The organism is Rhizobium sullae, from assembly GCF_900169785.1.
Taxonomy (GTDB): domain Bacteria; phylum Pseudomonadota; class Alphaproteobacteria; order Rhizobiales; family Rhizobiaceae; genus Rhizobium; species Rhizobium sullae.
Window position 1 is genome coordinate 1 of the sequence record NZ_FWER01000072.1, and the last position, 22,309, is coordinate 22,309.

Below are 22,309 nucleotides of genomic sequence, written 5' to 3' on the forward strand. Positions count from 1 at the left end.
TGAGCCTGGGGATAGCCGAAGTATACGAGGACGCCGTCGCCCATATACTTGGCAACAAAACCGTCGTACCGGCCGACGATCTCGGTGGCGCAAGCACGGTACGCAACGATCGACTGCCGTAGGTCTTCTGGATCGAGGCGGGCGGAGAGTGCTGTCGATCCAACGAGATCGCAGAACATCACCGTAAGCTGTCGCCGTTCCGCCTCGCTGTGGATCGGTGACACGGAGGGACGTAGTGCCGCCGTGGGCGGCGGCGACTGCTGAGCCAGAGTCGCCGCCGCCCTCAGAAAACGCTTGCGGTCACCAAGGGACAGTCCGAGCTCCTTGAGGTCGGCATCGGTGAGATCGTCGACGACATCGAGATCGAGGCCGTTCTTCAAGAAGGTTTCGCGATACCGCTCAAGCCTGATGCTGGCGAGCCAGTCTCCGATGTCGGGCATGACCTAGCATCCTCTGACATGGTCGAATTCGGATTGCTCTGAGGCGCTTTCCCACGAGTCGAGGATATACAGCTTACACCTGTCGCCCTGAGCAGTCACCCACGGCTGCACGTGGAACGGCTGCAACGCGCCCGCCAGAAGCAGACATTCAGGTCCTTCGACTGGCTCGGGCCGGAAGTGGGACCGACCGCTTCCAGCGGTAATCTCGGCAGCGCTGCGGTAGCGGGAAGCGTCGTGGCGGAGATTGGTGCCGATGGTCGCAGACACTAACGGATCCGGATGAGCGCCGTTATTTGCGTTTCCCTCCGCTTACGGTTTGCCAATGGCCATCTCGACCAGTCTCTTGTAGCGCGGATGATTGCGGATCGGATCGAGGTCTGGATCGCTGGTCCACCAGAAGCGGTGCACAGAGGCTATCGGAATGACCCTCTCCAGCAGATCGAGCGCGGTTTCATGCTCTCCCATATGCAAATAGGCGCAGGCGATGTTGTACATCGCATTGAAATCGTCGGGATCGATGGCCAGAGTTCTCGCCGCCCATTCCCTCGCGCGATCCCGCTCGCCGAGATAGGCCAACACCAGTGCACCCAATTGCGCAGGACTTGAATTCTCAGGATGTAGTTGGAGTTCTCGTTCTGCCCGTTCTAGGCCCAGTCGGGCAGCTCTCTCCACGTCCGCTGGCCGTCCGAGCCTGAGGTAGACGCATGCCAGCAGCGCCGCGGATCGATAATCGTCGTGCCGCAACTGCGTAGCCCTCTCGAACAGTTCCGCCGCGCGTTCGAACTCGCCTTGTTCGAAAAAGTAGCGCGCAAAGAAGTAGTTCGCCTCGTGCAGGTCGGGATCAAGCGAGAGGGCAAGCTGAAATTCCGCCGCGGCCTGCTCACGGTCTCCACCGTATTGAAGAGCAAGTCCACGGGACGCGTGGGCATCGGCCAAGTCGGGGTCCAACTCAAGCGCCTTTGCACTGGTTTCGAGGATGCCTTCAATCGAGGTATCTGCATATTGCCATGAGTGCAGGACGGAATCACAGAGAGCGATGCCGGCATACGCGCGGGCATATGCCGGATCGATCTCGGACGCCTTCACGAACATTCGCCGTGCCAGAAGCATGTAGGATTTCGAGCACATGTGAAGGAATTGTCTGCCCCTGAGGTAATAGGTGTAGGCCTCGACGTCTCCCGTCGGCGTCGCGTTGAGCGCCGCCTTCTCGTCTGGAAGCAGCCTGACTTTCAACTGCTCGATGATGGCGTGGGCGATTTCATCCTGGATGGCGAAGATGTCGGTGAGTTCCCGGTCGTAGCGCTCCGCCCATAGATGGCTTCCATCCCGGCCGTCGACAAGCTGCCCGGTCACGCGAACCCGCCCGCCGGCCTTGCGAACGCTGCCCTCGAGCACGAAGGCGACGCCAAGTTCCTGGGCAACCTGCTGGATCTTCACCGCTCGGCCCTTGTAGGTGAAGGTCGTGTTGCGGGCCACGACATGGAGATCCGAGATCTTCGCCAGGTCGGTGATGATGTCTTCGGTGATGCCGTCGGAAAAGTAATCCTGCTCGGGATCGCCGCTCATGTTGCTGAAGGGCAGGACAGCGATCCATAGTTTCTTCTGCGCGGCATGGCGCTTGTGAGACGGCGTCTCGATGCGGGCTGGCGATCCCCCGTCGAAGTTCACGCGATAGCAAGCGATCGGTTCTGCGATGTTCTTGACCATCTGGTCGCCCATCGGCTCGAACGCAAATGCGAGCTTGCCTGCGACCTCCTTCGATACCTTCCCTGAAACGCAGATGCCGCCGGGCGAGGCGAGTGCCTGCAGACGGGCGGCGATGTTCACACCCTCGCCATAGCGATCGTCACCCTCGACGATCACTTCGCCGAGGTTGATGCCGATGCGTATCTCCAGAGGCGCGGTTTCGGGGGAGTCAGCGTTGCGCTGGGCCATCCCCCGTTGAAGTGCTGCAGCGCATTCCACCGCATCGACGACGCTGCCGAATTCCGCGAGCAATCCGTCGCCCATAAGTTTGAAAATACGCCCATTGTGCTTCTTGATTTCCGGCTCGAGCAGTTCGTTGTGGCCAGCTCTTAGTCGTTGAAACGTGCCGCCTTCGTCCATCTCCATGAGGGACGAGTAGCCGGCAATATCGGCGGCAAGAATTGCTGCGAGCTTGCGTTCCATGCCGATCCCCTCGGTGAGCACGCGTTCCGCTGTGGATGATAGCATGGGCCCAAAAAAATCGACACAAACTAACTTAGGATGCCCGCCCGCTTCGGCGCAAAGGCGTGCATCTGGAGAAAGCGTTCCGTGCGCGAGGAACGACGGCGTCCGTCAAGATCTACTCCGGTAATCCTGCCAATCGGGAAGCCGTTCCTTGAGATGCTGCATGGCCGGTACATCGTGGTGCGTGGCCGTCTTTGGAGGAAGACGAACCCGAACTTGCCGGAGGACGAGAGGAAGCGCCTGGTGTCGGCGCTGATGTCAGCCCACAGGGCGGTGAAGGAAGTGGCTGGAGACGAGGGTCGGCTCCTGAAAGGCCGTCGACGCGGCGAAAGTCTCTCTCTGCGATCGTGGGCCGGTGTGGTGGACTGACGGAGCGCCCGACCTGAACCGGCATCTGGCGCGAACGACCTCATATTCGGAATGGTATTCGAAGGCGGTCGAGGGCTCCTGACTCCGGTTCCAGATGCTATAGCCGCTGACGGGGCCGCGAAACGCATGCTCAAGATCGACAGGCGCTTCAGCTTCGCGGCCGCCGAGATCCGCCGTTTCGTGAAGCCTGTCGCGCATGGCGACCACAAGATCGACGTCGAGTCCGCGCGCCAGGTCTGGAACGAGGAGAAGCCAAGCCTCGAGAGACGAGCCGCTCTTCTGGAGATGCTCGTAGCAGCGCAGGATGGAGGGGGTCGTTCCGGCGCAGCCTATGTTCAAGCGGCTGGGAGCGGAGGGTCCTGCTCAAGGCGTTTCCGGACGCGGTCCGGCGCACGGATAAGGAAGGCTTGCTCGGCGCGATGCAGAGCGAGTTCCTCGCCAGGTCGGTGCAGAAGGACGTCGTGAAGCGCAAGCCTCGCCCGGCGGCCCCTGCCCTCGGCCCCGACGAGGACGCCTATGCCGCGTATGTCCCAAAGGCCAACCCTGCGAAATGGGCGGAAGCCTCGGACGACTGGAAGTGCCCCTGCTGCCTTCGGTGCAAGCGTGCGGTCAAACGGCACGGAATGCCACTGGCATTGGAAGACGAGATAACGATCAATCCGGGACGGGAGTTCGGCAGCTTCATCTCGTTGCCATCAAGAGGGCATTTCGACGTCGAGGACTACCGCGCGCTGTCGGCCGGACGGCTATTAACTGTGATCGGTCGGGCGTTCGGCATTCCGTTCTTGACCAGCGACGATCCCGAGGATGACGACGCCGACCAGATAGGTGAGTTCCTTGAGGCCGGGATGAAGTCGATCGAGGTCCAAAGGCATCGGAACAGCGCGAACCCAAACCGCAAGCGTTGACTCGCCATGCCTTGGCAAGTTCCGACACGTGCAATACAAGAGCTGAGGCTCGCCGCAGCTTTCCGTGGCGCTCTCACGCCCGGTTGGCTTTCGCAAGGCAGAATTTGCGGTGGGCGGTCTGGGTTTATATAGGCTATTTGAGCGGGATGCCTTTCTCGATCCGAGTTGGCCTTAGTTCCAGTCCTTGCTGATAGGTCTCCAGATCTCCTGGCGTCTGAAGAATCGGACCGTCCTCTTGTCTAGGAGAATTTTCCAACGGCCGCGTCTTCGTGAGCACCGGCAGTTTGTTATCCGGCCAGTTCGCGATCTCATCAAGGCCGACCTGTCGCGGTTCTGCGATAATTCCAACTGAGTACGGATCTGAGCGGAACGACCCAGTTGCCAATGCTTCCCGGAAGCTCGCGGCGTTCGTCTCGATACTGTCAATAGACACTCCCACGACGCCGGTCGGAAGAACGTCAAGGCTGCGGCCTCCAGACGTCTTGAGCGTCTTTACAATCGCATTGAACTTTCCGATCGCGACGGCCAGAATCTCTGGATCTTGTAGGTCGATCGATCCGACGTCGATGACCTTTTCCTCTATCTTTGGCATCGTTGTGCATGTCGGCACCCCCTCGGATGGCAGCGAGCAATCCCAGCTACTGGTTACTCTCCTTTCGAGCCTCCAGTCAGGCCCAAAGGCCCGAACAGCCCAGTACATTGCCTCCGCTCTCCACGCTTCGACATAGTTCGCCCGCATCCCATAATAAAAGTCTAAATGAGTATCACGGGCATTCCGAGTTCGAATATCGCAGTAGTGATCGTGCACCACCGATGCTTTCAGATATGCGCCTTCGAATGGACCGCCAATCACAGACCACAGGAATTGTGGGATCGAAGCGCCGTCGACTATTGTTCCCTCCGGAACGGGCCACATTAAGCCGTTGGGATCCTCGAACCCGAAGCGTTTTGTCAGCTTGAACTTCGGTCGCTCGACCCAGTCTTCAAATCGCCCTTCCGGTCCATCAAGAAACTTCCCAAAATATTCTTCTCCAGCGACCGGGCCGCTGGAGATGTTGATGAAGACCAGTATGACCGACGCCGTCGTTTTAAACCGCATGCCTTCCCCCGAAGCAATCAGTCGTGCAGCTCTCCTGTTACGGCGGTATCAGCACAACCGCTGAGAGCTAGGTCGCGAGCGACCCGATCGCCGACTGCCTTGACAGCAATACACGAAATGATACGAAATAGATATTACAAGTTGCATGTCATGCCACTTTTTTCGCGTTCGCACTGAGCTACAGTGCAGCCCTATGAAAGTGTTAATTTCAAGAGGAAAGAACATGCGCGCGCCTACTGGCCAGCGATGCTGCACTACCACCGGAGGTGGCCGAGATCGCCGCCAACGCGATACGAGATGCCCGGTACACCTTGAGAACCAACGGCGATGACGATAACGCCGTCCATCTTCTGATGGGTTTGGCGATCGTGGCGTCATCGACCCGAAGTACCGACCTTGCAAGGGAAATACGTGTCCTTTCGCGCGTGCTGAGACGATCCCGAGCGAAGATTGAAGCAACTTCCTACCTGCGCGTCGCGATGATATCGGCGGTCGCCCATGAGGAGAACGCTGCTTGGCGGGATGAGGTAGGCAATTGGGTAACCGAGCTATCATTTGCAGAAATGACCAAGGACGAAGCTCGCAAGTTAAAAAGCCATCTTGCCACGCTCCTTCGACTGGAACCAAGCCTCTGGCAAAGTTGCTCTCGCGCGGAAGCGGCGTTGGCTTCGATGTGACTAGACTGCCGTTCCGAAAGCATGAAGTCGATGGCTGAAATCTTGCACCCACTACTGGTTTGATCGCACCAATATTGGGTGCACTGCAAGGTGTTGAGGTCCCACCATTCAGATCCTGGTTTGATGGCAGTGCTGTCCAATTGCGGGGAATTGAGGACGCACCACTTTTCCCGACTCTCTTTGCGCGTCGTCACTGCCCTCCTGAAACGCCCGCGGGAGTTCCACCCAGCCAGGCTTCGGGAACGCCAATTAATATCCACGAGAGATTGCGGCATCGCGTTCCCGTTTCTGGTTAGGCGGCGGAGGATCGATGACATCTCGATCAAGCCGCAAGCTCAACAACAGCTTGACGCTGTTAAATAAACTCCAGCCTGCATGGCTCTGCGCTAGAAAACTGTCTCAGAAGGTACGAACTGATCCCTATTACTTCTGATGAGGCTTTGAATTGCGTTCGCGATCGCATTGTCGTCGCTGATGCCGGGGCTCTTGGCCTTTTCGGCCTTTACAAGCGATGCGAACTTGTCACCGTCTTCGTTATGATATAACATTTCACACGCTGCCGAAGAACATCTTTGACAGTTTCGTAGTCCGTAAACCGCCACGCCAATTGTGGCCGAGAAGGAGAGTACTATGAAAGAGCAAAACAACGCTGCAACCAACAAGGCCGTCTCCATGGGCGAATTGGCGAAAGGCCTTTCTATCGGATTGACGCGACCTGAGTGCACCGATGGAGGCGGCCACAGCCCGGGCGCTGGCGGCCTCGGCGGCCGGTAATTCTCAGTCTCAGAACGATTGTGCGAGAGGAGCGGGGGAAATACCCCCGCTCTGCATCCAAGGAGGAAGAGAATGCTGAATGACCAACCTTTTGTTTCTGCACCCGTAACCGTTCTCGACAAGAACGCAGTAAGAGAATTTTGCGAAGCGCATCTACTGCGCGAGGGAGATGTCTTGCCCCTCATCGCGACGGCAGACAGCGGCACCATGTCAGGCTTGGCCGAAGCGGCATCAGCACACTTCTGTCCCCATCTCCAAGAGTCGATCGCTTCCTTTTCAGACCCGGATATCGGCATCTCTGGGATTGATATTCCAGAGATTTATGACGACCCCACGAAAGACGCTATAACTGGTGCACTGGTGGCTGTGTCAATCTCGCAAACGCTGATGCCAAGCATTCTAGATAAGGAGAACCGCACACCGTTTTCGATGTTTAACGCATCACCGGCGAACAATGCGGTCCTCAACGAGGCGGGTCTGAAAAATATCTCGCCGACAGATATTTTGGATTTCCATTCAGACGGCGGAATTTTTAATTCCCGGCTGTCAGTCCCTAAATTCATCTCTATATATAATATATTCATAAACTACAAACGCCGTGGGAACTTCTATTGGATTCCAACTTCAGCCATTGACAATATCGATGAATATTTCGACAAAATCGGAACTGAAGATAATTACCTCTTCGACCTGACTCCCTCTGTTTACAGCGACAGGGGCTCTGAAATCAGATCAATATCGGCAAACCGGGCTGAAACCGCGATCTTTCAGAAGGTGGATGGCAGGATCATCACTTTTATGAACGGAGATTTTCTTGGTCGAAGCACGGGAGGCGGCAACAATTTCACAATCGGTCTTCTCGATGAATTCAAAGACGTCATTCGCCGCACTCGGCCGAAATATGCCGTTCCTCAGGAGAGCCGGCGCATAGTCATTTTGAACAATGCACACGGCTTCCATGCCCGTGACATTTTCGAGGAGCCTGTTGAAGGGCACCCATATACGCGCTCATATCTCCGAAGCGCGTCCCTTGACGGTTATCCTGTAGGGAAAATCATCCCGTCTTAGGATCGATATGCTCGAGCGATTGTTCACATATTTTGAACGCCTCATAAAGATCGAGGGTCATCAGTTGAGCTTGCCAAAAGATGCAAGCTCAATGCAGATTCTTCTGCAATTCCTTCGGCCTTTCAAATGGCTCATCATTGCCTCGAGCGTAACCGGCATGCTCCTGACGGCCTCCGAGCTGGCAAGGCTATGGGCCGTCTCCTGGCTCGTTGACGCTGTTGCATACTCACAAAACTTGGCGCTTTCCTCTGAAAAGCTCTTTGTTCTCGGGGGCCTAATTCTCGCCTATCTGCTGCTCGATCCCATCATTTGGCTAATCAACTATATGCTGCGCATGCAGTCTCTTCGCAGCCAAACGCGTGCCTCCTCTCTATGGCAATCGCACAAAGCAGCCGCGCAGCATGATTTGTCATACTTTAACGCCGTCCACGCAGGGCAGGTCGCAGGGCGTATTAATCAGGTGTCCCTTGCAGTCCAAGGAGGCGCGGAACTCCTTGCAGGACGGTTCCCGTTGGGCCTGATCCGGTTCCTCGGCTCAGCCTGCCTGGTAGCTTATCTAGCCCCGTTGTTCGTAATTCCGGTGGTGCTCTGGATCATCCTAAACGGAGTCTTCGCGATCTGGCTTGCGCCGAAGGTAAACCAGCAGGCTGCACGCATTGCTGAAACCTCGAGCAGTGTGAATGGAGCTGTTACGGAATACTTTTCGAACATACGTTCAATTAAGACCTACTTCGCTTACAATTTGGAAAACGCCTATGTGTATGGAAAAATTGACGATCAGAACGACAACAACCTTGCGATCAACAGGCTAACAACCACCACAGGACTCTGGATCCGAATCCTGAACACGGGATTGGTGGCGGCAATTCTGGCGCTTGGAGTATACGGGCTGAGCCAAAACCAACTATCGCCCGGCGAATTTGTCGCCGGCGTTACGCTCGCGATTGGTATGGCCACGGATGCGGGATGGTTTGTTTCCATATGGGAGGGGCTTACCCAGGCCCTGGGTGCTATCAAGGATGCCCGGACAACAATCGACCCGCGGCCCACAATCACAACGCGGAACCCCACGGCAGAACAGTATTCCGGTCCCCCAGATATTGAATTGATGAATGCAACTTTCGCCTATCCGGGCGGCCCTTCTATTATTAAAGGTGCCTCGCTCGGCATCCGAAGCGGAACGAAGGTAGCTATCGTCGGGCCTTCGGGATCAGGGAAATCAACATTGGTCGATCTTCTGTTGCGCCACTACGACGTATCTGCCGGGGCAATTAAATTTAATGGAGAGGATATCAGAGAAATCCCCCTAGATAAGCTCCGGGCGGCCTTCGCGGTCGTTTCGCAAGGTGACTCTCTGTTTCACCGGTCAATTCGTGAGAATATAGCCTTTGGCCGTGAGGGCACGTCTCTAGAGGATATTATAGTCGCTGCCCGGAAAGCACATGCGGACACTTTCATTGAGCAACTTGTTCCCAACAATCCCCGAGCCGGTTATGATTTGCTCGTCGGGGACCGAGGAACGAAGCTCTCTGGCGGGCAACAGCAACGAATCCTCCTTGCCAGAGCTTTCCTACAGCGCCGGCCCGTATTGATCTTGGATGAGGCGACGTCAGCGTTGGATTCCCAGAGTGAGGCGATTATTCAGCGTGCGATTGATGAGCACTCAGAATCCACAACGATCATCGCAATCGCGCACAGGCTTTCCACGATTCGGAACTTTGACATGATCGCTGTAATGAATGCTGGTGAGATTGTCGCTGTAGGAAGTCATGAAGAGCTGCTTTCTTCCAACACGCTTTATCGATCTCTTTGGCAAAAACAGATGGCGCACGTGAATTTTCGACCAGCGGACAAAGCGGTTTAACATCCAGCGCTGCAATCTTCGTGTCGAGCATCTTCCACTCGTCGCGCAATTCAACAACGAGTTGGTGCATGCGCGGGGGCAGACCGGTCTCCTGATTGCTCAGGAGGACGTCCAACGAGCTCTCCGCCCGGTTCAGGAGCGACATGGCGCGTGGCTGGTCCTATGGCACGCTGACGACAGCTACCACGTGACTCCAAAGTCCGGCTGCAAATTGTACTAATCCCGTTGGGGATAGGTTCAGTGTAAGCGGTGTCCCGCTTCCATGTTGATTGAGCTGCCTTTTGCGGTGCCGAGCACTGGAGATTGTGCGTCCGGGGCTGTTCCTATCTTACTGCGGGCGTCGGTCACTACCGGCCACAAAGCGTCTGAAGGATATTCCCCTGCCGTTGTCCCGCCTCCGCCCATGCGCGAGGTGCAAGTTCGCTGCAATGACTTATGTTCTGATCGCCTGCACCTGCCTCGACCATTTCCTGCAGTGCTATCTGGTGTGCCGAATGATCGAACTGCTGCTCCTGCAGCCAGTGCAGATACCGCATCATCCAGCCTTTCTTGCGCGGATAACGACGAAGACCTGCGCTGATCTCCAACGAGTTGAGCAACCTGCAAATTCTGTGGAACCCGACGAACGAATGAAGAACGTCGTTGCTAGTTTCGCGAGTGGGCGTCTGGGCATGTCGGGGTATATCCAAGACGATTAATGACACCTATCGGCCGTTCTTTGACAAGGTTCCCTCCGGCTCCTCGTCCTCATCGTCCGCGGGTTCAGGGTTCAACGCGTCGCGTATCGCGGCTTCCAGATCCTTGATGTCCTCATCCGATAGTTCCTCAAACATGGCCCGCTTGCGTTTCGAGATCGAGCCATTGTTCTGCAGGTAGAAATTGACGAACATCGATGCCCGCCTGTCCGGCATGTCGATGACATCTCTGACTGCGTTATAGGCCGTGTCGTACACAGCCACGAAGTCGAATTCCTCCTTGAAGTCGATCCGGATCGTCTCTGAGATCTTCTCGTAGAGATATTCGACAAGTTCCGTAGCGTCGAAATACCTGTAAAGCGCCGAGGTGTCGTTCGTCACCACGACCTGTTGCGCACGGTTCATTTCCCAATCGATCAGATTCATGGTCGGACGGGAGAACGATTCCAGGGCCGCGTCATATGATTTCTGGTCCCGGACGATTGCCGCCGAGATCGGGAACAGGATGTCGTGCGGAGTAAACCCTTCCCTCGACAATACATGATGTATCAGGAAACGGTGGATGCGCCCGTTCCCGTCCTCGAACGGATGCAGAAACACAAAGGAGAAGGAAATCGCCGCCGCCGCCACCACCGCGTCGTCGCAACCCTGCAAGCGCTCGGACATCGATGCCCAATCCTCCATCAGGGACGGAAGGTCCCGAGGACGGGGGCAGACGATGTGAACCTTCTCGCGATATCCGATCGTCTCTCCGACGAAATTCTGAAAGTCGCGAAATCCTTTCGCGGCATACCTGGGATCGACGATCTGGTTCTGGAGGTCGACTAGGTCTTGATTGCTCGATGGGTTGAAGGACGCCGTTTGCCGCAGCGCGTTCACGAAGCGCTCTGCCTTCTGACCTGTTGCACGTTCGTGCTCGATCTCGAAGGAAGACTTGGTTTCCTTGGTGTAGAGGTAGTTCACCGCGCGCGCTAGAACCGTAGGGTCACAGTCCTGAACGAGCTCCCTCGCCTGTTCATCGATCCCTTCGGCCTGGTACCCTCTGATCGTAGCCGTTGGGCGGACGGTGACACAGAAGCCGGGGACACCAAGCATATTGTTCGTTACGCGATGGCGAACCGAGTTGATACCGACCGATCCGACGTTCAGCTCGGGGTCGAGGACTTTAGTGTATTGCACGACCGGTGCGTCGGGCAGTTTCAGGGTTTGCCCGGTGAAGAACTCGTACAGAAACCACGCACGACGGGAGAACGCGCCGGTTGGTTCGGCGCGAACCATGTCCTCGATGACGCCCGGGTCGATCGCCTGCATGGCGGCGGCCATTACAGCGCTGTCGATGGGCTCGTTCTTCAGAGCGAATTTGAGGTGGCCTGCAATTGTGTCTTCGGGCGCGTAGGGAGGACTGTATTTCTCGATCGTGCGGCCATTTCCGGTCGTCGTGCGCCTTGCGCCCGGCCCGCAGTAGGAGGTTACTGCCGGAGGAGGCACGCGCAGGTGCAAGTTCTCAACGAGCCAAAGCTGTCCAACCGGAACGTCTACCATCACAAACCCTCAAAAAACGTTCAGCGATTTTAAAATTCTTTCAGATTTCGAAGCAAGCCTAAAAAAACGTTCAGGCTCTTAAAAAAACGTTCAGGATTTAGCATTTCCATCAAAAAACGTTCAATCATCTGGTGGCCACGAAATCTTTCAAGAATCCTGCCGCCCGTGAAAATATCCTCAGGCTCCTAAATTTTCTTTCAAAAATGGGAACTATCCTCAAAAAGCTTCAAACCCGCCAGCTACAAATAGCCTTTCCTGCCGCCACGACCGCCGCCCTCTGCAGCAATACCGGAGGGGCCGAGCTTCTCGTATGCCGAATTCGCGACGAGGTTCCGTGCCCATGCCGCCGACCTGCTGGAGGGTGTCCGCTCGTTTCCGTCGGAAACCGGACGTGCGGCCACCGTCCTGTAACGCGAGCTCGACGCGAGCCAGAGCGCGCGACCGATTCTCTTCGTTCTTGCGTTCGTCGCTGCCGGATTGGCGGTCCAGTGGAACTTCTGGTGGATCAGCAGGGGCTGGCGCGCATGGATCGCTTCGGGTGGCGGTATCGAAGTCGAAGCGATGTTTAGCAATAACGACATCGGATTTCTGGCCCCAAAACAGAAGGCCAATATCAACCTCGACGCCTTTCCAGCCGAGAGGTTCGGCTTTGTGAAAGGCAATGTCATGGACGTCTCCGCCGACGCAGCCGAGTTGGCTCCATCAAAATGGGGATTTGTGGTACGGGTTGCTCTTGAAAACCCATACCTCGACACTCCTCTGACCCGGCAAACCCTGCAACCTGGAATGACAGCGGCAGTTGATGTCATCACAGGAGAGCGACGCTTGATCAGTTATTTCTTCGCGCCGATTGTCGAGACGATCCAAGGCAGTCTTAGCGAGCGATAGCTTCTGGCGCGACCTCGCGATGGGAACGACTGAGGCAGCTCACGCTGGCTCCTCCAAGGAAGTTCCGGTGGCGCAATACGGCGGCCTCCACAGATCTTGCGTCTTTCGCGATATGCATAGGCATTGCCCTTAGCCGATGTCGATGACAACGACCTCCGGCGGCGATCCGATCCGGATCGGCAAATTCGAAAGACCCAATCCACCGGAGACGATCAAGTGGCGATCGTGCTCGACGATATGCCCGTAGGCATAGCGGTTGCCGTATCGCGACGGGACAAGCGGTGAATAGCCCAGAAATCTCACCTGCCCGCCATGGGTATGGCCGGCGAGCGTCAGCGAAACGCGCCGGGGGACATCGACGAAGATATCCGGCTCGTGGGCCATCAGGATGATCGGATCGTCGCCATCGATGCCAGCCAACGTGCCGGGCAGGTCATCGAGCCCGGGGATCATGCCAGAGCCGTCTGGTGCCGGATAGGTTGGCTCGAGTTGATCGGCCAGACCGGCGAGCCAGAAAGATCGTCCGTCCTTTTCTAGTCGCAGCGCACGATTGTCGTAAACCGGGATGCCGACGCCGGCAAGCGCGCTGTGGGCCAGCGTCGGACCATGACCGGCCAGCCGGGCGACGGGATCGTTGAGCCAGTCGTGATTGCCTATGATCGCGTGGACACCGAGCGGCGCCTTCAGCCGTGCCAATGCCTCGGCCCAACGGGCCGGTTCCACGAAGCCGGTCAGGCGCAGGCTGCTCATGTAGTCGCCGAGCAGGAGGATGATGTCGCCGCCAAGCCCACTGGCCTGATCGCAGATGCCGGCAATCCGATGCACCGGCATCCAAGGCTCGCAGGCATGGATGTCGGCCAGGACAACGACCCTGAGCTTGAGGCCCGCCGGCCAGTTGGAAGGCCGCAACGCATAGGATGTTACCAGCGGCCGCTGAAACGGCTCGACCCCCACGGCATAGGTGCTGGTACCAAATCCCGCCATCACCAGCCCGCCGAGAAGTGTGAGGAACCCGCGCCGCGCCAGCATGCCTTCTCCCCTTCGATGGAATGACCTTTAAGCCGCCGGTCGCCTTCGTGGGGGCGAGGCAGGCAGGAAAAAGCGCTCGCCCGACGTCGACGACCGCCTCTTTCTCTGCCGGATCATAGCGAGCACGCCGCCACACCGAAATACATCATTCGGCCGCGCGCCTAAGCCATGCGGCCGGGGTCCTCTCAACCGAGATCGATGACGACGATCTCCGGCGGCACACCAAAGCGGACCGGCGCAATCGAGCAGCCGAGCTCACCGGAGACGATCAAGCTGCGATCGTCTTCGACCACATGGCCACAGGCATAACGATCGAAGTCGAATCCTCTGTCGCGGAAGTGGCTGATGAGTACGCCGTCCGTCGTCGTGTCACCCAGATAAGAAATAGTCCCTTCTCACGGCCACCAGCCACGCTCCAGCATGATCGATTGAACCGCCTCATTCTCCTAACCATGCTGGGAGGGCGAAACGCCGATCCCGAACAGAAGCGAGGACCTGCTGAAGATGTCATGCCCCGAAGAGGCGGAGACGCTCGTAAGCGATTGACCCCAACACGTCGAATAGAGAAGACATAGGCAACAGAACGCACTTGAAACATGGGTGACAACCTCGTGCAGAACGGGCTGTCGATGGTTTGCAAAGTTTTCTGCTCCAGGTCGATATATCCCAGATCACAATGCATGAAGCTGACGAGCCAAATGCCGTCGTCGACGTCCTTGAGTCCCAGTTTCTGTCCGGCCAGCACGGTCGAGACGCTGATCTTCGTACCGTTCGTGCGACCTACTCCTCAAAGCGACCCGTGGCGTCCCGATCGCGGTCGTATCGTCTCTTGAGCGGAAATGGCGGCAACCAGGACTCGCGACGGGACGGTCCAGAGTTCGTAGGTTGGCATCAGTTGGTCAGGGGCATCCAAGGATCCTAGGTTCACTTCGATTTCGTCTGCGCTGCGTCCGAAAACCGAGGAACCGCAACGGGGACAGAAAAACCGCCCGGCGTAGTCGCGTGTTTCGCCATCGATCGTCACTGCATCCTGAGGGAACACCGCGGAAGCGTGAAAGAGTGCCCCATGATGCTTGCGGCAGTCGAGACAGTGACAAACGCCGACCCGGTATGGGAGTCCCAACGCCACGATTCGGACGTTGCCGCACAGGCAACCGCCGGTGAACCGGTCCATGCTGCGTCTCCTCTAAAATCAAGCGGTCAGAATGGTTACAACGAACGGCACTGTCATTGCAAATTTCCCGTTGCGGGCGGGGACGCTTCGTTCACAAAGCTCCGCACTGTAAACCGGCCCCGCACTGCCCGCAGCCGCTAGCGCCAAGAAACCCCGCGCCTCGACTGAACCTCACCCGCGTGCTTATCTCGATAATGATCGGGAAAATTGCGTCGGAACCCGGATTTTGAACAAAACCCCGCTCCCGCTGGTTATCCTGCAGAATCGCGAGAGAACGACGATGGATTTCCTCGAGGCGGTCAACGCTGCCGGATCCTGGCTGCAGGCTTTCCTTCTTAATGAGTGGACGCTCTATCAGTCCGCCCTGATTGTCGCCGGTTACCTGCTTTCCGGTTGGCTGGCAAAACGGATCGAGCCGGCACTGGAATCGCGCGCCCGCACCATCAAGGGAAATCCGGATCTGCTTCGCGTCATTATCGCTTTCATGCGGCGAACGCGGTGGCTCTTTCTGATTGTGCTGCTGGCGATTGCCGATGTAGTGCTGTTGCGCTTTGCATGGCCCTCCCACCGGTGGCTGATGGGAACTGCCCTCACCCTGGTGGTGGCGTGGTTCGTCATCTCGGTGCTCACGCGCATCATTCGAAACCAGATGTTGGCGCGTGTCGTTGCCGCCGCGGGCTGGCTCTACTTTGCGCTTTATGCGCTTGGGCTGGACCGGGCGCTTCTTGCAGCACTCGATGACGTCGCCATCAATCTCGGTGCCGTTCGCCTCTCGATGCTGCTCGTCTTGAAGGCCATCGTCCTTTCCGTCGCGCTGATCTGGCTAGCGGTTCTGATCGGCAACATGTCGTCGAACTGGATCCAGAAGTCCGCGGATCTCACGCCGTCCTTGAAGGTTCTCATCAGCAAACTGGTGAAGATAGGGCTCATCGTCTTTGCAGGCACTGTTGGCTTGTCTGCGACGGGCATCGACCTGACGGCGCTCACGGTTTTTTCAGGTGCCGTCGGCGTCGGTATCGGTTTCGGCCTGCAGAAGGTGGTCTCCAACTTCATATCTGGGATCATCATCCTTCTCGATAAATCCATCAAACCGGGCGACACCATTACGCTGGGAGAGACCTTCGGCTCGATTCGCGACCTGCGCTCCCGCTTCGTCTCGGTCATCACGAGAGATGGCAAGGAGTACCTCATTCCAAACGAAGACTTCATTTCCCAGCAGGTCGTCAACTGGTCGTTCTCCAGTGAATATGTCCGCATCGAGGTTGATTTCGGAACCTCGTATGATAGCGACCCGCACGAGGTCGCGCGCATCGCGATCGAGGCCGCCAAGACCATTCCGCGGGTTGCGGGCACCTACGCCCAGCCGGTCTGCTGGATGACGGCCTTTGGCGCATCCTCGCTGGATTTCAAGCTGAGGTTCTGGATCTCCGACCCGAGCAACGGTCTTACAAACGTTCGCGGTCAAGTGCTCATGGCATTGTGGGACGCATTCAAGGCAGCCGGCATTTCGATCCCGTTCCCGCATCGCGAAATCATCATGAAGACGCCTGTCGAGCTTGCCCGCGCATCTCTTCGGCAACGACCAGATGACGGCCGCGCTTCGGGCGGCACACAATCCGGGAACTGAACTGCCTCAAAGACGTTCGGCAATATCCGTTCACGAGGTAACCGCCATGCGCCCTGCCGCTTTTTTGTTGTCCCTCGCACTCGCCGGCTCCCAGCCGCTTGCCGCCGCCGGCCAGGAAGCCAATTTCCTCAAGTCACTTGCCGGAAACTGGCAAGGCACAGGCCAAGTGCTAATGCGCATTGGCAGTGATCCGATCAACGTGCGGTGCAGCTTCGCAACGGCGGCGGGCAGGGTTAACTTCTCCATGAACGGCAGCTGCCGCGGCTTTCTCGTCGTGCGCCGGGCGGTTTCGGCAAATCTGAGGCTCAGCGGCGGTCGCTATACCGGAGCCTATGTCGGGCCGTCGGGACAACCCTCCGTGCTGTCCGGAAGCCGCCGCGGCAATGCCATTGATCTCTCTGTACGGTGGGCCCGCCCGGTGAACGGTGACCGGAACGCAAACATGACCATCGAGAAGGTCGGCGCCGATGGCCTGCGCCTCCGGACGGTCGACCGCGACCTTACCACCGGCAGGCCGGTCATCACCAGCAGCATCGATCTGCGGCGTCAGTAAGCGGCGTCCGGGCACGGCAGTATCAGGTCGCACTCGCCGCCTCCCCTGCCTTCATTTCGGATGCATACACGTTCGTGGCAAGCCGCCCGATGGCCGCCAGAACCAGCACGGCAAGGCCGCCTGCCGCTGATGTCAGCGCCAGCGACCAGACGACGCCGATGGCTCCCATCATGTACGCCAGCGCAAAGGGTGCCGTGGCCGACACGATCAGCCGCGCCGCCATCACCCGGCCCTGCAGCTTTCCATACCCGTCGCTTCCGAACAGCATCAGCGGAAGGGTTCCCGTAACGATGCTGAAGAGGCCATTTCCCAGGCCGAAGACAACGGCGAACGCGATGGCGCCAACGACGGACGGCGCGGTCGGGATTAGCAGGAACACCGCTGCGGCCATAAGCATGGCCGCGATGATGGCGAGCTTGAGCGGCGGCAGGTTCCCGCCGAAGAGCATGTTCGTGAACCTGCTGAGCACCTGGGAGGGACCGAAGAACGTCCCGACCAATGCCGCGGTCGCCCCGAGCCCGAGGCCCGAAAGCACCGGCACCATATGCACGAGGATGGCCGAGCTCACCAGCGACTGGAGGGAAAAGGAAAGCGCCATCAGGACGAAACCGGTCCTGCGTGCCGATGCGGCAAGCGTTCCTTCCACGCGTTTCGCTGGTGAGGCCTTGCCACTCCGTTCGCGGTTGCAGCGCATTTTCCGGGAGAGAACGGCATGGATGGGCAGGCAGATGAGGAGATTGAGGCCTGCGAAGACCAGATAGACCTGCTGCCAAGACATCTCGGCGTGCAGCATCGTGGTGATCGGCCAGAAGATCGTCGAGGCAAACCCGCCGATAAGCGTCAGGTAGGTAATGCTCCGCTGTGCCGCCTGCGGCCGGATCTGCACGAGCAGCGCGAAGGCCGCGCCATATTGCACGAGGTTCGAGGCAATCTCGATGCCGATCAGCGCCACGACGAAGGAAATTCTGCCGGGCACCAGCGCGCAGGCGGTCAACGCAGCCGCGGCGATCGCCGACCCCACGGTCATGATACGCCCGGCGCCGAAGCGATCGATCCATTTGCCGAGCGCAGGGGCGGTAAAGCCGCCGATCAGGAGAGCCGCGGACAATGCCCCGAACACGGCCTCCGGGGGCCAGCCGAGATCCCGCGACATGCCGGGAGCAAGGATGCTGAAGCTGTAATAGAGTGTGCCGTAGCCGATGATCTGCGTGAGGCCAAGGGCGATGATGGCGGCGATCGGCGGACGTTCGGTCATATGGATTTCAGGCTCACGCGCTGTTCGAGCTTATCAGCCTCTTCCTTGCGTTCGCTGTAGCGATCGGTGAGATAGGCGGAGGCGTCGCGGGTGAGCCAGATAAATTTCACGAGTTCCTCGCAAACGTCAACCACGCGGTCGTAATAGGACGAGGGTTTCATGCGGCCGTCCGCGTCGAACTCCTGAAAGGCCATGGCGACCGAGGACTGGTTCGGGATGGTGATCATCCGCATCCAGCGCCCGAGGATGCGCATCTGCCCGACCGCATTGAAGGACTGCGAACCTCCCGACACCTGCATGACGGCGAGCGTTTTGCCCTGCGTTGGCCGCACCGATCCTACGGAGAGCGGAATCCAGTCGACCTGCGCCTTCATGATGCCGGTCATGGCGCCATGGCGTTCCGGCGAAACCCACACCTGCCCTTCCGACCACTGCGAGAGTTCGCGCAACTCCTGAACCTTCGGATGGCTCACCGGCGCCGCGTCGGGCAGCGGCAACCCTTCCGGATCGAAGATCCGCACCTCGCAGCCGAAGTGCTCGAGCAGGCGCGCCGCCTCATGGGCGAGCAGCCTGCTGTAGGAGACGGTGCGCAGCGAGCCGTAGAGGATCAGGATACGGGGCTTGTGCATCGAAAACAGTGGCCGCAGCGCTGTGGGATCGAGAGGCCGCAGATGTTCGCGGGAGGCTGCCGGCAGATCAGACAAGGCGCTTGCCTTCCGCATCGAGGACCTGTTCGCCATCTTCCTTGGCGAAGGCGCCCTTATGGGTGCTCGGCAGGATGTCCAGGACCACTTCTGACGGCCGCGCCAGCCGCGCGCCGAGCGGCGTCACCACGAAGGGCCGGTTGATGAGGATCGGATCTTTCAGCATCGCGTCGAGAAGCTGGTCGTCGGTCAGCGTCGGATCGTCGAGCCCGAGTGCCGCGTAAGGCGTGTCCTTCTCGCGGATGGCCTGGCGCACCGTCAGGCCGGCATCGACGATCATCCTGACCAGCTCCGCGCGCGACGGCGGAGTTTGTAAATACTCGATGACCGTTGGCTCGATCCCCGCATTGCGGATCATCGCCAGCGTGTTGCGCGACGTGCCGCAGTCCGGGTTGTGATAGATGGTGGCCTTCATAGTTTTGCCTCGGGTGAAAGGGTTGGCGACGCGCCCGGCTGCAGCAGCCAGGTGATGAGAAAGAGTGCCGCGACCGCGCCGGCGATCTCGGCGACCCAGAAGCCCGGAAGATCGAGCGGACGAATGCCGGAAAAAGTGTCGGTTAGCGACCGGGCGAAGGCGACAGCCGGATTGGCAAACGAGGTCGAGGCGGTGAACCAGTAAGCGGCGGTGATATAAAGCCCCACCAGCCACGGCACCGCCTTCTGCTCGAAGCGGATGCCGGCGAGGATCACGGCCACCAGGCCGAAGGTCGCGACACCTTCGGAAAACCATTGTGCACCGCCGGTGCGCACCTTGGTCGACAGCTCGATAACGGGAAGATCGAACATCAGGTGGGCCGCGATCGTGCCGATGGCGCCGCCGGCGATTTGCGCCACGACGTAGCAGAGGAAGTCGCGTTTCGGCAGCGAGCGCGACATCGCAAAGATCAGCGAGACGGCCGGATTGAAATGGGCTCCCGAAACCGGCCCGAAGATGGTGATCAGAACCACTAGGATCGCGCCGGTCGCCAGCGTATTGCCGAGCAACGCTAGTCCTACATCCTGCGTGAGCGATGTAGCCATGATGCCCGACCCGACCACAGTCGCAACGAGAAGTGCGGTGCCGAGACCCTCGGACACCAGGCGGCGCGGCAGATCGAACATCACCATTATCCTGCCTTCGCGGGATTGCTCGTCGAGCCTTTCATGGCGCCAATCTGGCGCAGGTGCTGCTCCAGAGCGAGCTTGTCGATCGACGACAAAGGCAGGCTCAGGAAGGCCACGATCCGGTTCTTGAGGAACCGCGCAGCCTGTGCGAAAGCCTGGCCCTTCTCGACTTCACTGCCCTCGACGGCGGCCGGATCCTCAACACCCCAATGGGCGGTCATCGGATGGCCGATCCAGACCGGGCAGGCTTCGCCGGCGGCGCTGTCGCAGACCGTGAAGATGAAATCCATTTCCGGCGCGCCCGGCTCGGCAAAGACGTCCCAGGTCTTCGAGCTGAAACCGGTCGAAGGATAGCCCAGCGCTTGCAGCTCCTTCAGCGCATAGGGATTGACCTCACCTTTGGGCTGGCTGCCTGCCGAAAACGCCCGGAAGCGGCCCTTGCCTTCGGCGTTGAGGATGGATTCCGCCAGGATCGAGCGGGCGGAATTGCCAGTGCAGATAAAGAGCACGTTATAGACGCGATCGATGGTCATTGCAGCTTCTCCGTGGTTTGAGGGGTGCAGCAAGCAGCGACAGCAGCAGCCGGTGCGCAGATTTCGGCATTGCCGCCACAGCAATCTTCCATGAGGAACCGGATCAGGCCACCCAGCGCCCCATAATTGGCAGTGTAGATGATGGAGCGGGATTCGCGCTTCTGGTTGATCAAGCCGGAGCGTTCGAGCTCCTTGAGATGGAAGGAGACATTCGAGGGCGATACGGCCGTCTTCTCCGCAACGATACCGGCGGCCATGCCGTCCGGACCCGCAACCACCAGCATGCGGACGATCTGCAAGCGGGTTTCCTGGGCAAGTGCGGCGAAGGCGCTTAGGGCTTGACGTTGATCCATATTTCAATGATCCTTAAATTGTTGAAATGAGGAATAATGCAAATGAACGCGATCCACAACAGCAAAATACAGGACCGTGACATCAGCCTCGGCCTGCTACTCGACTTCCTCGCAGGCACCAAGGATTCGCCCTTGGTTTTCCATTACGACGGCCGCCCCGTGAACCCGGGCTACCACGTCACCGAAGTCAAGGCCGGCGAGTTCGCAGCGCTCGACTGCGGCGCCAACCCGGAAGCATGGCGAGAGATTTTCATCCAGCTATGGGACATAGAAGAGGGCGACCGCACGCATATGCCGGCCGGAAAATTCTACGCGATCATCCGCAAGGTGACCGAGCATGTGAAACTGGACGGTTCTGCCAGACTGACATTCGAAGTCAGCGACGGCGTGCGGCCGATGCAGCTTTATTGCGCGGCCATGCCGGTCTTGCGCGGCGGCACAGTTCACGTCGAACTTGCACCTCGCCCGGCAAGCTGCAAGCCGCGCGACCGCTGGCTCGCAGAAGAAACACGCAGGGCTGAAGCCTGCTGCGGCCCCACGAGCGGCAAAAATGCCTGCTGCGCTTAGAGGGCATTGAAAAGCCAGGGCGCGCATAGCGACGGTTATCTCCAGCCCTGCCTAATCATATTGGGCAGGTTGATATGTCGCCGGGACACTGCCGTTATAACGTGCCATGAGGTTTGTGCTGTTTTACATCGTAACGTGCGTTTCCATCAGCCTTGCATTGGGCGTCGCCATATATCCGATCTTAGAAGCGCCTCCGGCGCAGGAGTCCTCGCGGCAAAGCTACCGTCCTCAAGCCGCCAGGATGGAGGGCAAGACGTCTCGCCTGATGGCTTGCGCCACTGCCTCGCCCTGCCTCCAGGAGCCAACGAGCGTTAATCCGAGCGACGCCTTTCGTTTCCGTCGGCCGGTTTTTGTGCCGGCCCCTCCCCGCATCCCGTTGCTGGGCTCGCCCGCGAGGCGCGAGCTTTAAATGGTTGAGCCGGCTCCGGACGAAGCCTTCCGCATCGCCGAATTCCCACAGCAGGCCGGGCGAAAGGGGACGGATGCAACGTTTCGTTAACCCTGTTTAGCGTAGTTTCAACAAAACCAAGGAGGTCGGCAGATTGAGGGGGCGAACAGCATTAGCTCGAAGCGCAGCGTATTTCGTGATTGCGTCGACCTTGGCAGGCTGCGTGAGTGGCCCGGATCACACGCCGCCTGAGATGCCTTTGCCGGCAAAGTTCGGCGAGGGCGGGAAGAAGGAGATCGGCGATGTTGCGACGGTGGCCTGGTGGTCGGCCTATCGCGACAAGCAGCTCGACAGCCTGGTGGCGCGCGGCATCGACCAGAACCTCGACGTGCTGCAGGCGATGGAGCGCATCAATTCGGCGTCCTCCAATGTGACGGTGGCCGGCGCCGGCTCGCTGCCGAGCCTGGTGGTCGGCGCCTCGCACACG

The 22,309-nt window shown here is 58.7% G+C and carries 21 protein-coding genes and 6 pseudogenes; 10 read left to right on the top strand and 17 right to left on the bottom strand.

What is annotated here, in order from left to right:
- The 3 genes and pseudogenes from BN1800_RS35270 to BN1800_RS44245 form a co-directional block, all read right to left on the bottom strand.
- A pseudogene (locus tag BN1800_RS35270) lies at positions 1–440 on the bottom strand (adenylate/guanylate cyclase domain-containing protein); the annotation flags it as partial.
- 309 nt (positions 441–749) lie between these two features.
- Positions 750–2,609 (bottom strand): adenylate/guanylate cyclase domain-containing protein, encoded by a 1,860-nt coding sequence (locus BN1800_RS35275; RefSeq protein ID WP_087004903.1) that lies wholly within the window; start codon positions 2,607–2,609, stop codon positions 750–752.
- Positions 2,610–2,909: 300 nt separating this feature from the next.
- Positions 2,910–3,359: a hypothetical protein gene (locus BN1800_RS44245; protein ID WP_179213980.1), complete on the bottom strand. Its 450-nt coding sequence runs from the start codon at positions 3,357–3,359 to the stop codon at positions 2,910–2,912.
- Positions 3,360–3,427: 68 nt separating this feature from the next.
- On the opposite strand from BN1800_RS44245, the gene BN1800_RS35285 reads away from it, so the two are divergent.
- Positions 3,428–3,928, top strand: a complete 501-nt coding sequence (locus BN1800_RS35285) for a hypothetical protein (RefSeq protein ID WP_087004905.1) — start codon at positions 3,428–3,430, stop codon at positions 3,926–3,928.
- A gap of 133 nt (positions 3,929–4,061) precedes the next feature.
- On the opposite strand, the gene BN1800_RS35290 is transcribed toward BN1800_RS35285, so the two are convergent.
- Positions 4,062–5,027 (bottom strand): DUF1353 domain-containing protein, encoded by a 966-nt coding sequence (locus tag BN1800_RS35290; protein ID WP_087004908.1) that lies wholly within the window; start codon positions 5,025–5,027, stop codon positions 4,062–4,064.
- A 266-nt stretch (positions 5,028–5,293) separates the two neighbouring features.
- On the opposite strand from BN1800_RS35290, the gene BN1800_RS35295 reads away from it, so the two are divergent.
- From BN1800_RS35295 to BN1800_RS35305, 4 genes are all read left to right on the top strand, one after another.
- The gene (locus tag BN1800_RS35295) at positions 5,294–5,704 is read left to right on the top strand and encodes a hypothetical protein (protein ID WP_087004911.1); all 411 of its coding nucleotides are present in this window, start codon (positions 5,294–5,296) and stop codon (positions 5,702–5,704) included.
- Positions 5,705–6,334: 630 nt separating this feature from the next.
- Positions 6,335–6,478 carry a hypothetical protein gene (locus tag BN1800_RS41770; protein WP_165928143.1) on the top strand — a complete coding sequence of 48 codons (144 nt, stop codon included), beginning with the start codon at positions 6,335–6,337 and terminating at the stop codon, positions 6,476–6,478.
- 72 nt (positions 6,479–6,550) lie between these two features.
- Complete coding sequence (locus BN1800_RS35300) at positions 6,551–7,546, top strand: hypothetical protein (RefSeq protein WP_087004915.1); 996 nt, start codon at positions 6,551–6,553, stop codon at positions 7,544–7,546.
- Between the two features lie 7 nt (positions 7,547–7,553).
- The gene (locus tag BN1800_RS35305) at positions 7,554–9,410 is read left to right on the top strand and encodes an ABC transporter ATP-binding protein (RefSeq protein ID WP_087004918.1); all 1,857 of its coding nucleotides are present in this window, start codon (positions 7,554–7,556) and stop codon (positions 9,408–9,410) included.
- A gap of 455 nt (positions 9,411–9,865) precedes the next feature.
- On the opposite strand, the pseudogene BN1800_RS44250 reads toward BN1800_RS35305, so the two are convergent.
- From BN1800_RS44250 to BN1800_RS42035, 3 genes and pseudogenes are all read right to left on the bottom strand, one after another.
- Positions 9,866–9,976: pseudogene (locus tag BN1800_RS44250) on the bottom strand (IS110 family transposase); the annotation flags it as partial.
- 138 nt (positions 9,977–10,114) lie between these two features.
- Positions 10,115–11,647 carry a Fic family protein gene (locus tag BN1800_RS35315; protein WP_087004924.1) on the bottom strand — a complete coding sequence of 511 codons (1,533 nt, stop codon included), beginning with the start codon at positions 11,645–11,647 and terminating at the stop codon, positions 10,115–10,117.
- A gap of 239 nt (positions 11,648–11,886) precedes the next feature.
- Complete coding sequence (locus BN1800_RS42035) at positions 11,887–12,228, bottom strand: hypothetical protein (protein ID WP_143534216.1); 342 nt, start codon at positions 12,226–12,228, stop codon at positions 11,887–11,889.
- Between BN1800_RS42035 and BN1800_RS35325 the strand changes: the two genes are divergently transcribed.
- Entirely contained in the window at positions 12,209–12,535 is a 327-nt protein-coding gene (locus BN1800_RS35325) for a beta-barrel domain-containing protein (protein ID WP_143534217.1), read from the top strand. The genes BN1800_RS42035 and BN1800_RS35325 overlap by 20 nt on opposite strands.
- 129 nt (positions 12,536–12,664) lie before the next feature.
- Here BN1800_RS35325 and BN1800_RS35330 read toward each other — a convergent pair whose 3' ends face one another.
- The 4 genes and pseudogenes from BN1800_RS35330 to BN1800_RS35340 form a co-directional block, all read right to left on the bottom strand.
- On the bottom strand, positions 12,665–13,564 hold the full coding sequence (locus BN1800_RS35330; protein WP_087004932.1) for a metallophosphoesterase: 900 nt from the start codon (positions 13,562–13,564) through the stop codon (positions 12,665–12,667).
- A gap of 185 nt (positions 13,565–13,749) precedes the next feature.
- Positions 13,750–13,878: pseudogene (locus BN1800_RS40895) on the bottom strand (metallophosphoesterase); the annotation flags it as partial.
- Positions 13,879–14,159: 281 nt separating this feature from the next.
- A pseudogene (locus tag BN1800_RS44255) lies at positions 14,160–14,327 on the bottom strand (transposase); the annotation flags it as partial.
- Positions 14,328–14,344: 17 nt separating this feature from the next.
- A pseudogene (locus BN1800_RS35340) lies at positions 14,345–14,738 on the bottom strand (GFA family protein).
- 280 nt (positions 14,739–15,018) lie between these two features.
- On the opposite strand from BN1800_RS35340, the gene BN1800_RS35345 reads away from it, so the two are divergent.
- Positions 15,019–16,365: a mechanosensitive ion channel family protein gene (locus BN1800_RS35345; RefSeq protein ID WP_087004958.1), complete on the top strand. Its 1,347-nt coding sequence runs from the start codon at positions 15,019–15,021 to the stop codon at positions 16,363–16,365.
- Between the two features lie 46 nt (positions 16,366–16,411).
- Positions 16,412–16,918: a hypothetical protein gene (locus tag BN1800_RS35350; protein WP_087004935.1), complete on the top strand. Its 507-nt coding sequence runs from the start codon at positions 16,412–16,414 to the stop codon at positions 16,916–16,918.
- Positions 16,919–16,940: 22 nt separating this feature from the next.
- Here BN1800_RS35350 and arsK read toward each other — a convergent pair whose 3' ends face one another.
- From arsK to BN1800_RS35380, 6 genes are read right to left on the bottom strand one after another with little or no spacing between them, the layout of a single operon-like run.
- On the bottom strand, positions 16,941–18,173 hold the full coding sequence (gene arsK, locus BN1800_RS35355; protein WP_087004938.1) for an arsenite efflux MFS transporter ArsK: 1,233 nt from the start codon (positions 18,171–18,173) through the stop codon (positions 16,941–16,943).
- Positions 18,170–18,895 carry an arsenical resistance protein ArsH gene (gene arsH, locus BN1800_RS35360; protein ID WP_179213982.1) on the bottom strand — a complete coding sequence of 242 codons (726 nt, stop codon included), beginning with the start codon at positions 18,893–18,895 and terminating at the stop codon, positions 18,170–18,172. The genes arsK and arsH overlap by 4 nt, the downstream gene beginning before the upstream one ends.
- Positions 18,870–19,292, bottom strand: a complete 423-nt coding sequence (arsC, locus tag BN1800_RS35365; RefSeq protein ID WP_027513614.1) for an arsenate reductase (glutaredoxin) — start codon at positions 19,290–19,292, stop codon at positions 18,870–18,872. Before arsC ends, arsH begins: the two co-directional genes overlap by 26 nt.
- Positions 19,289–19,984 carry an MIP/aquaporin family protein gene (locus BN1800_RS35370; RefSeq protein ID WP_087004942.1) on the bottom strand — a complete coding sequence of 232 codons (696 nt, stop codon included), beginning with the start codon at positions 19,982–19,984 and terminating at the stop codon, positions 19,289–19,291. The genes arsC and BN1800_RS35370 overlap by 4 nt, the downstream gene beginning before the upstream one ends.
- Positions 19,984–20,514, bottom strand: a complete 531-nt coding sequence (locus BN1800_RS35375; protein ID WP_087004945.1) for an arsenate reductase ArsC — start codon at positions 20,512–20,514, stop codon at positions 19,984–19,986. Before BN1800_RS35375 ends, BN1800_RS35370 begins: the two co-directional genes overlap by 1 nt.
- Positions 20,511–20,867 (bottom strand): ArsR/SmtB family transcription factor, encoded by a 357-nt coding sequence (locus BN1800_RS35380; RefSeq protein WP_087004948.1) that lies wholly within the window; start codon positions 20,865–20,867, stop codon positions 20,511–20,513. The genes BN1800_RS35375 and BN1800_RS35380 overlap by 4 nt, the downstream gene beginning before the upstream one ends.
- A 42-nt stretch (positions 20,868–20,909) precedes the next feature.
- On the opposite strand from BN1800_RS35380, the gene BN1800_RS35385 reads away from it, so the two are divergent.
- Positions 20,910–21,434: a DUF6428 family protein gene (locus tag BN1800_RS35385; RefSeq protein WP_087004951.1), complete on the top strand. Its 525-nt coding sequence runs from the start codon at positions 20,910–20,912 to the stop codon at positions 21,432–21,434.
- 542 nt (positions 21,435–21,976) lie between these two features.
- Positions 21,977–22,309 (top strand): annotated as a pseudogene (locus tag BN1800_RS35395) (efflux transporter outer membrane subunit); the annotation flags it as partial.

Coding starts and splice junctions, on each gene's coding strand:
- BN1800_RS35370 (WP_087004942.1), bottom strand. CDS start 19,984: ATGGTGATGTTCGATCTGCCGCGCCGCCTGGTGTCCGAGGGTCTCGGC.
- BN1800_RS41770 (WP_165928143.1), top strand. CDS start 6,335: ATGAAAGAGCAAAACAACGCTGCAACCAACAAGGCCGTCTCCATGGGC.
- BN1800_RS35350 (WP_087004935.1), top strand. CDS start 16,412: ATGCGCCCTGCCGCTTTTTTGTTGTCCCTCGCACTCGCCGGCTCCCAG.
- BN1800_RS35330 (WP_087004932.1), bottom strand. CDS start 13,564: ATGCTGGCGCGGCGCGGGTTCCTCACACTTCTCGGCGGGCTGGTGATG.
- BN1800_RS35300 (WP_087004915.1), top strand. CDS start 6,551: ATGCTGAATGACCAACCTTTTGTTTCTGCACCCGTAACCGTTCTCGAC.
- BN1800_RS42035 (WP_143534216.1), bottom strand. CDS start 12,228: ATGTCGTTATTGCTAAACATCGCTTCGACTTCGATACCGCCACCCGAA.
- arsC (WP_027513614.1), bottom strand. CDS start 19,292: ATGAAGGCCACCATCTATCACAACCCGGACTGCGGCACGTCGCGCAAC.
- BN1800_RS35380 (WP_087004948.1), bottom strand. CDS start 20,867: ATGGATCAACGTCAAGCCCTAAGCGCCTTCGCCGCACTTGCCCAGGAA.
- BN1800_RS35315 (WP_087004924.1), bottom strand. CDS start 11,647: ATGGTAGACGTTCCGGTTGGACAGCTTTGGCTCGTTGAGAACTTGCAC.
- BN1800_RS35275 (WP_087004903.1), bottom strand. CDS start 2,609: ATGGAACGCAAGCTCGCAGCAATTCTTGCCGCCGATATTGCCGGCTAC.
- BN1800_RS35385 (WP_087004951.1), top strand. CDS start 20,910: ATGAACGCGATCCACAACAGCAAAATACAGGACCGTGACATCAGCCTC.
- arsK (WP_087004938.1), bottom strand. CDS start 18,173: ATGACCGAACGTCCGCCGATCGCCGCCATCATCGCCCTTGGCCTCACG.
- BN1800_RS35290 (WP_087004908.1), bottom strand. CDS start 5,027: ATGCGGTTTAAAACGACGGCGTCGGTCATACTGGTCTTCATCAACATC.
- arsH (WP_179213982.1), bottom strand. CDS start 18,895: ATGCGGAAGGCAAGCGCCTTGTCTGATCTGCCGGCAGCCTCCCGCGAA.
- BN1800_RS35305 (WP_087004918.1), top strand. CDS start 7,554: ATGCTCGAGCGATTGTTCACATATTTTGAACGCCTCATAAAGATCGAG.
- BN1800_RS35375 (WP_087004945.1), bottom strand. CDS start 20,514: ATGACCATCGATCGCGTCTATAACGTGCTCTTTATCTGCACTGGCAAT.
- BN1800_RS35325 (WP_143534217.1), top strand. CDS start 12,209: ATGTTTAGCAATAACGACATCGGATTTCTGGCCCCAAAACAGAAGGCC.
- BN1800_RS35345 (WP_087004958.1), top strand. CDS start 15,019: ATGGATTTCCTCGAGGCGGTCAACGCTGCCGGATCCTGGCTGCAGGCT.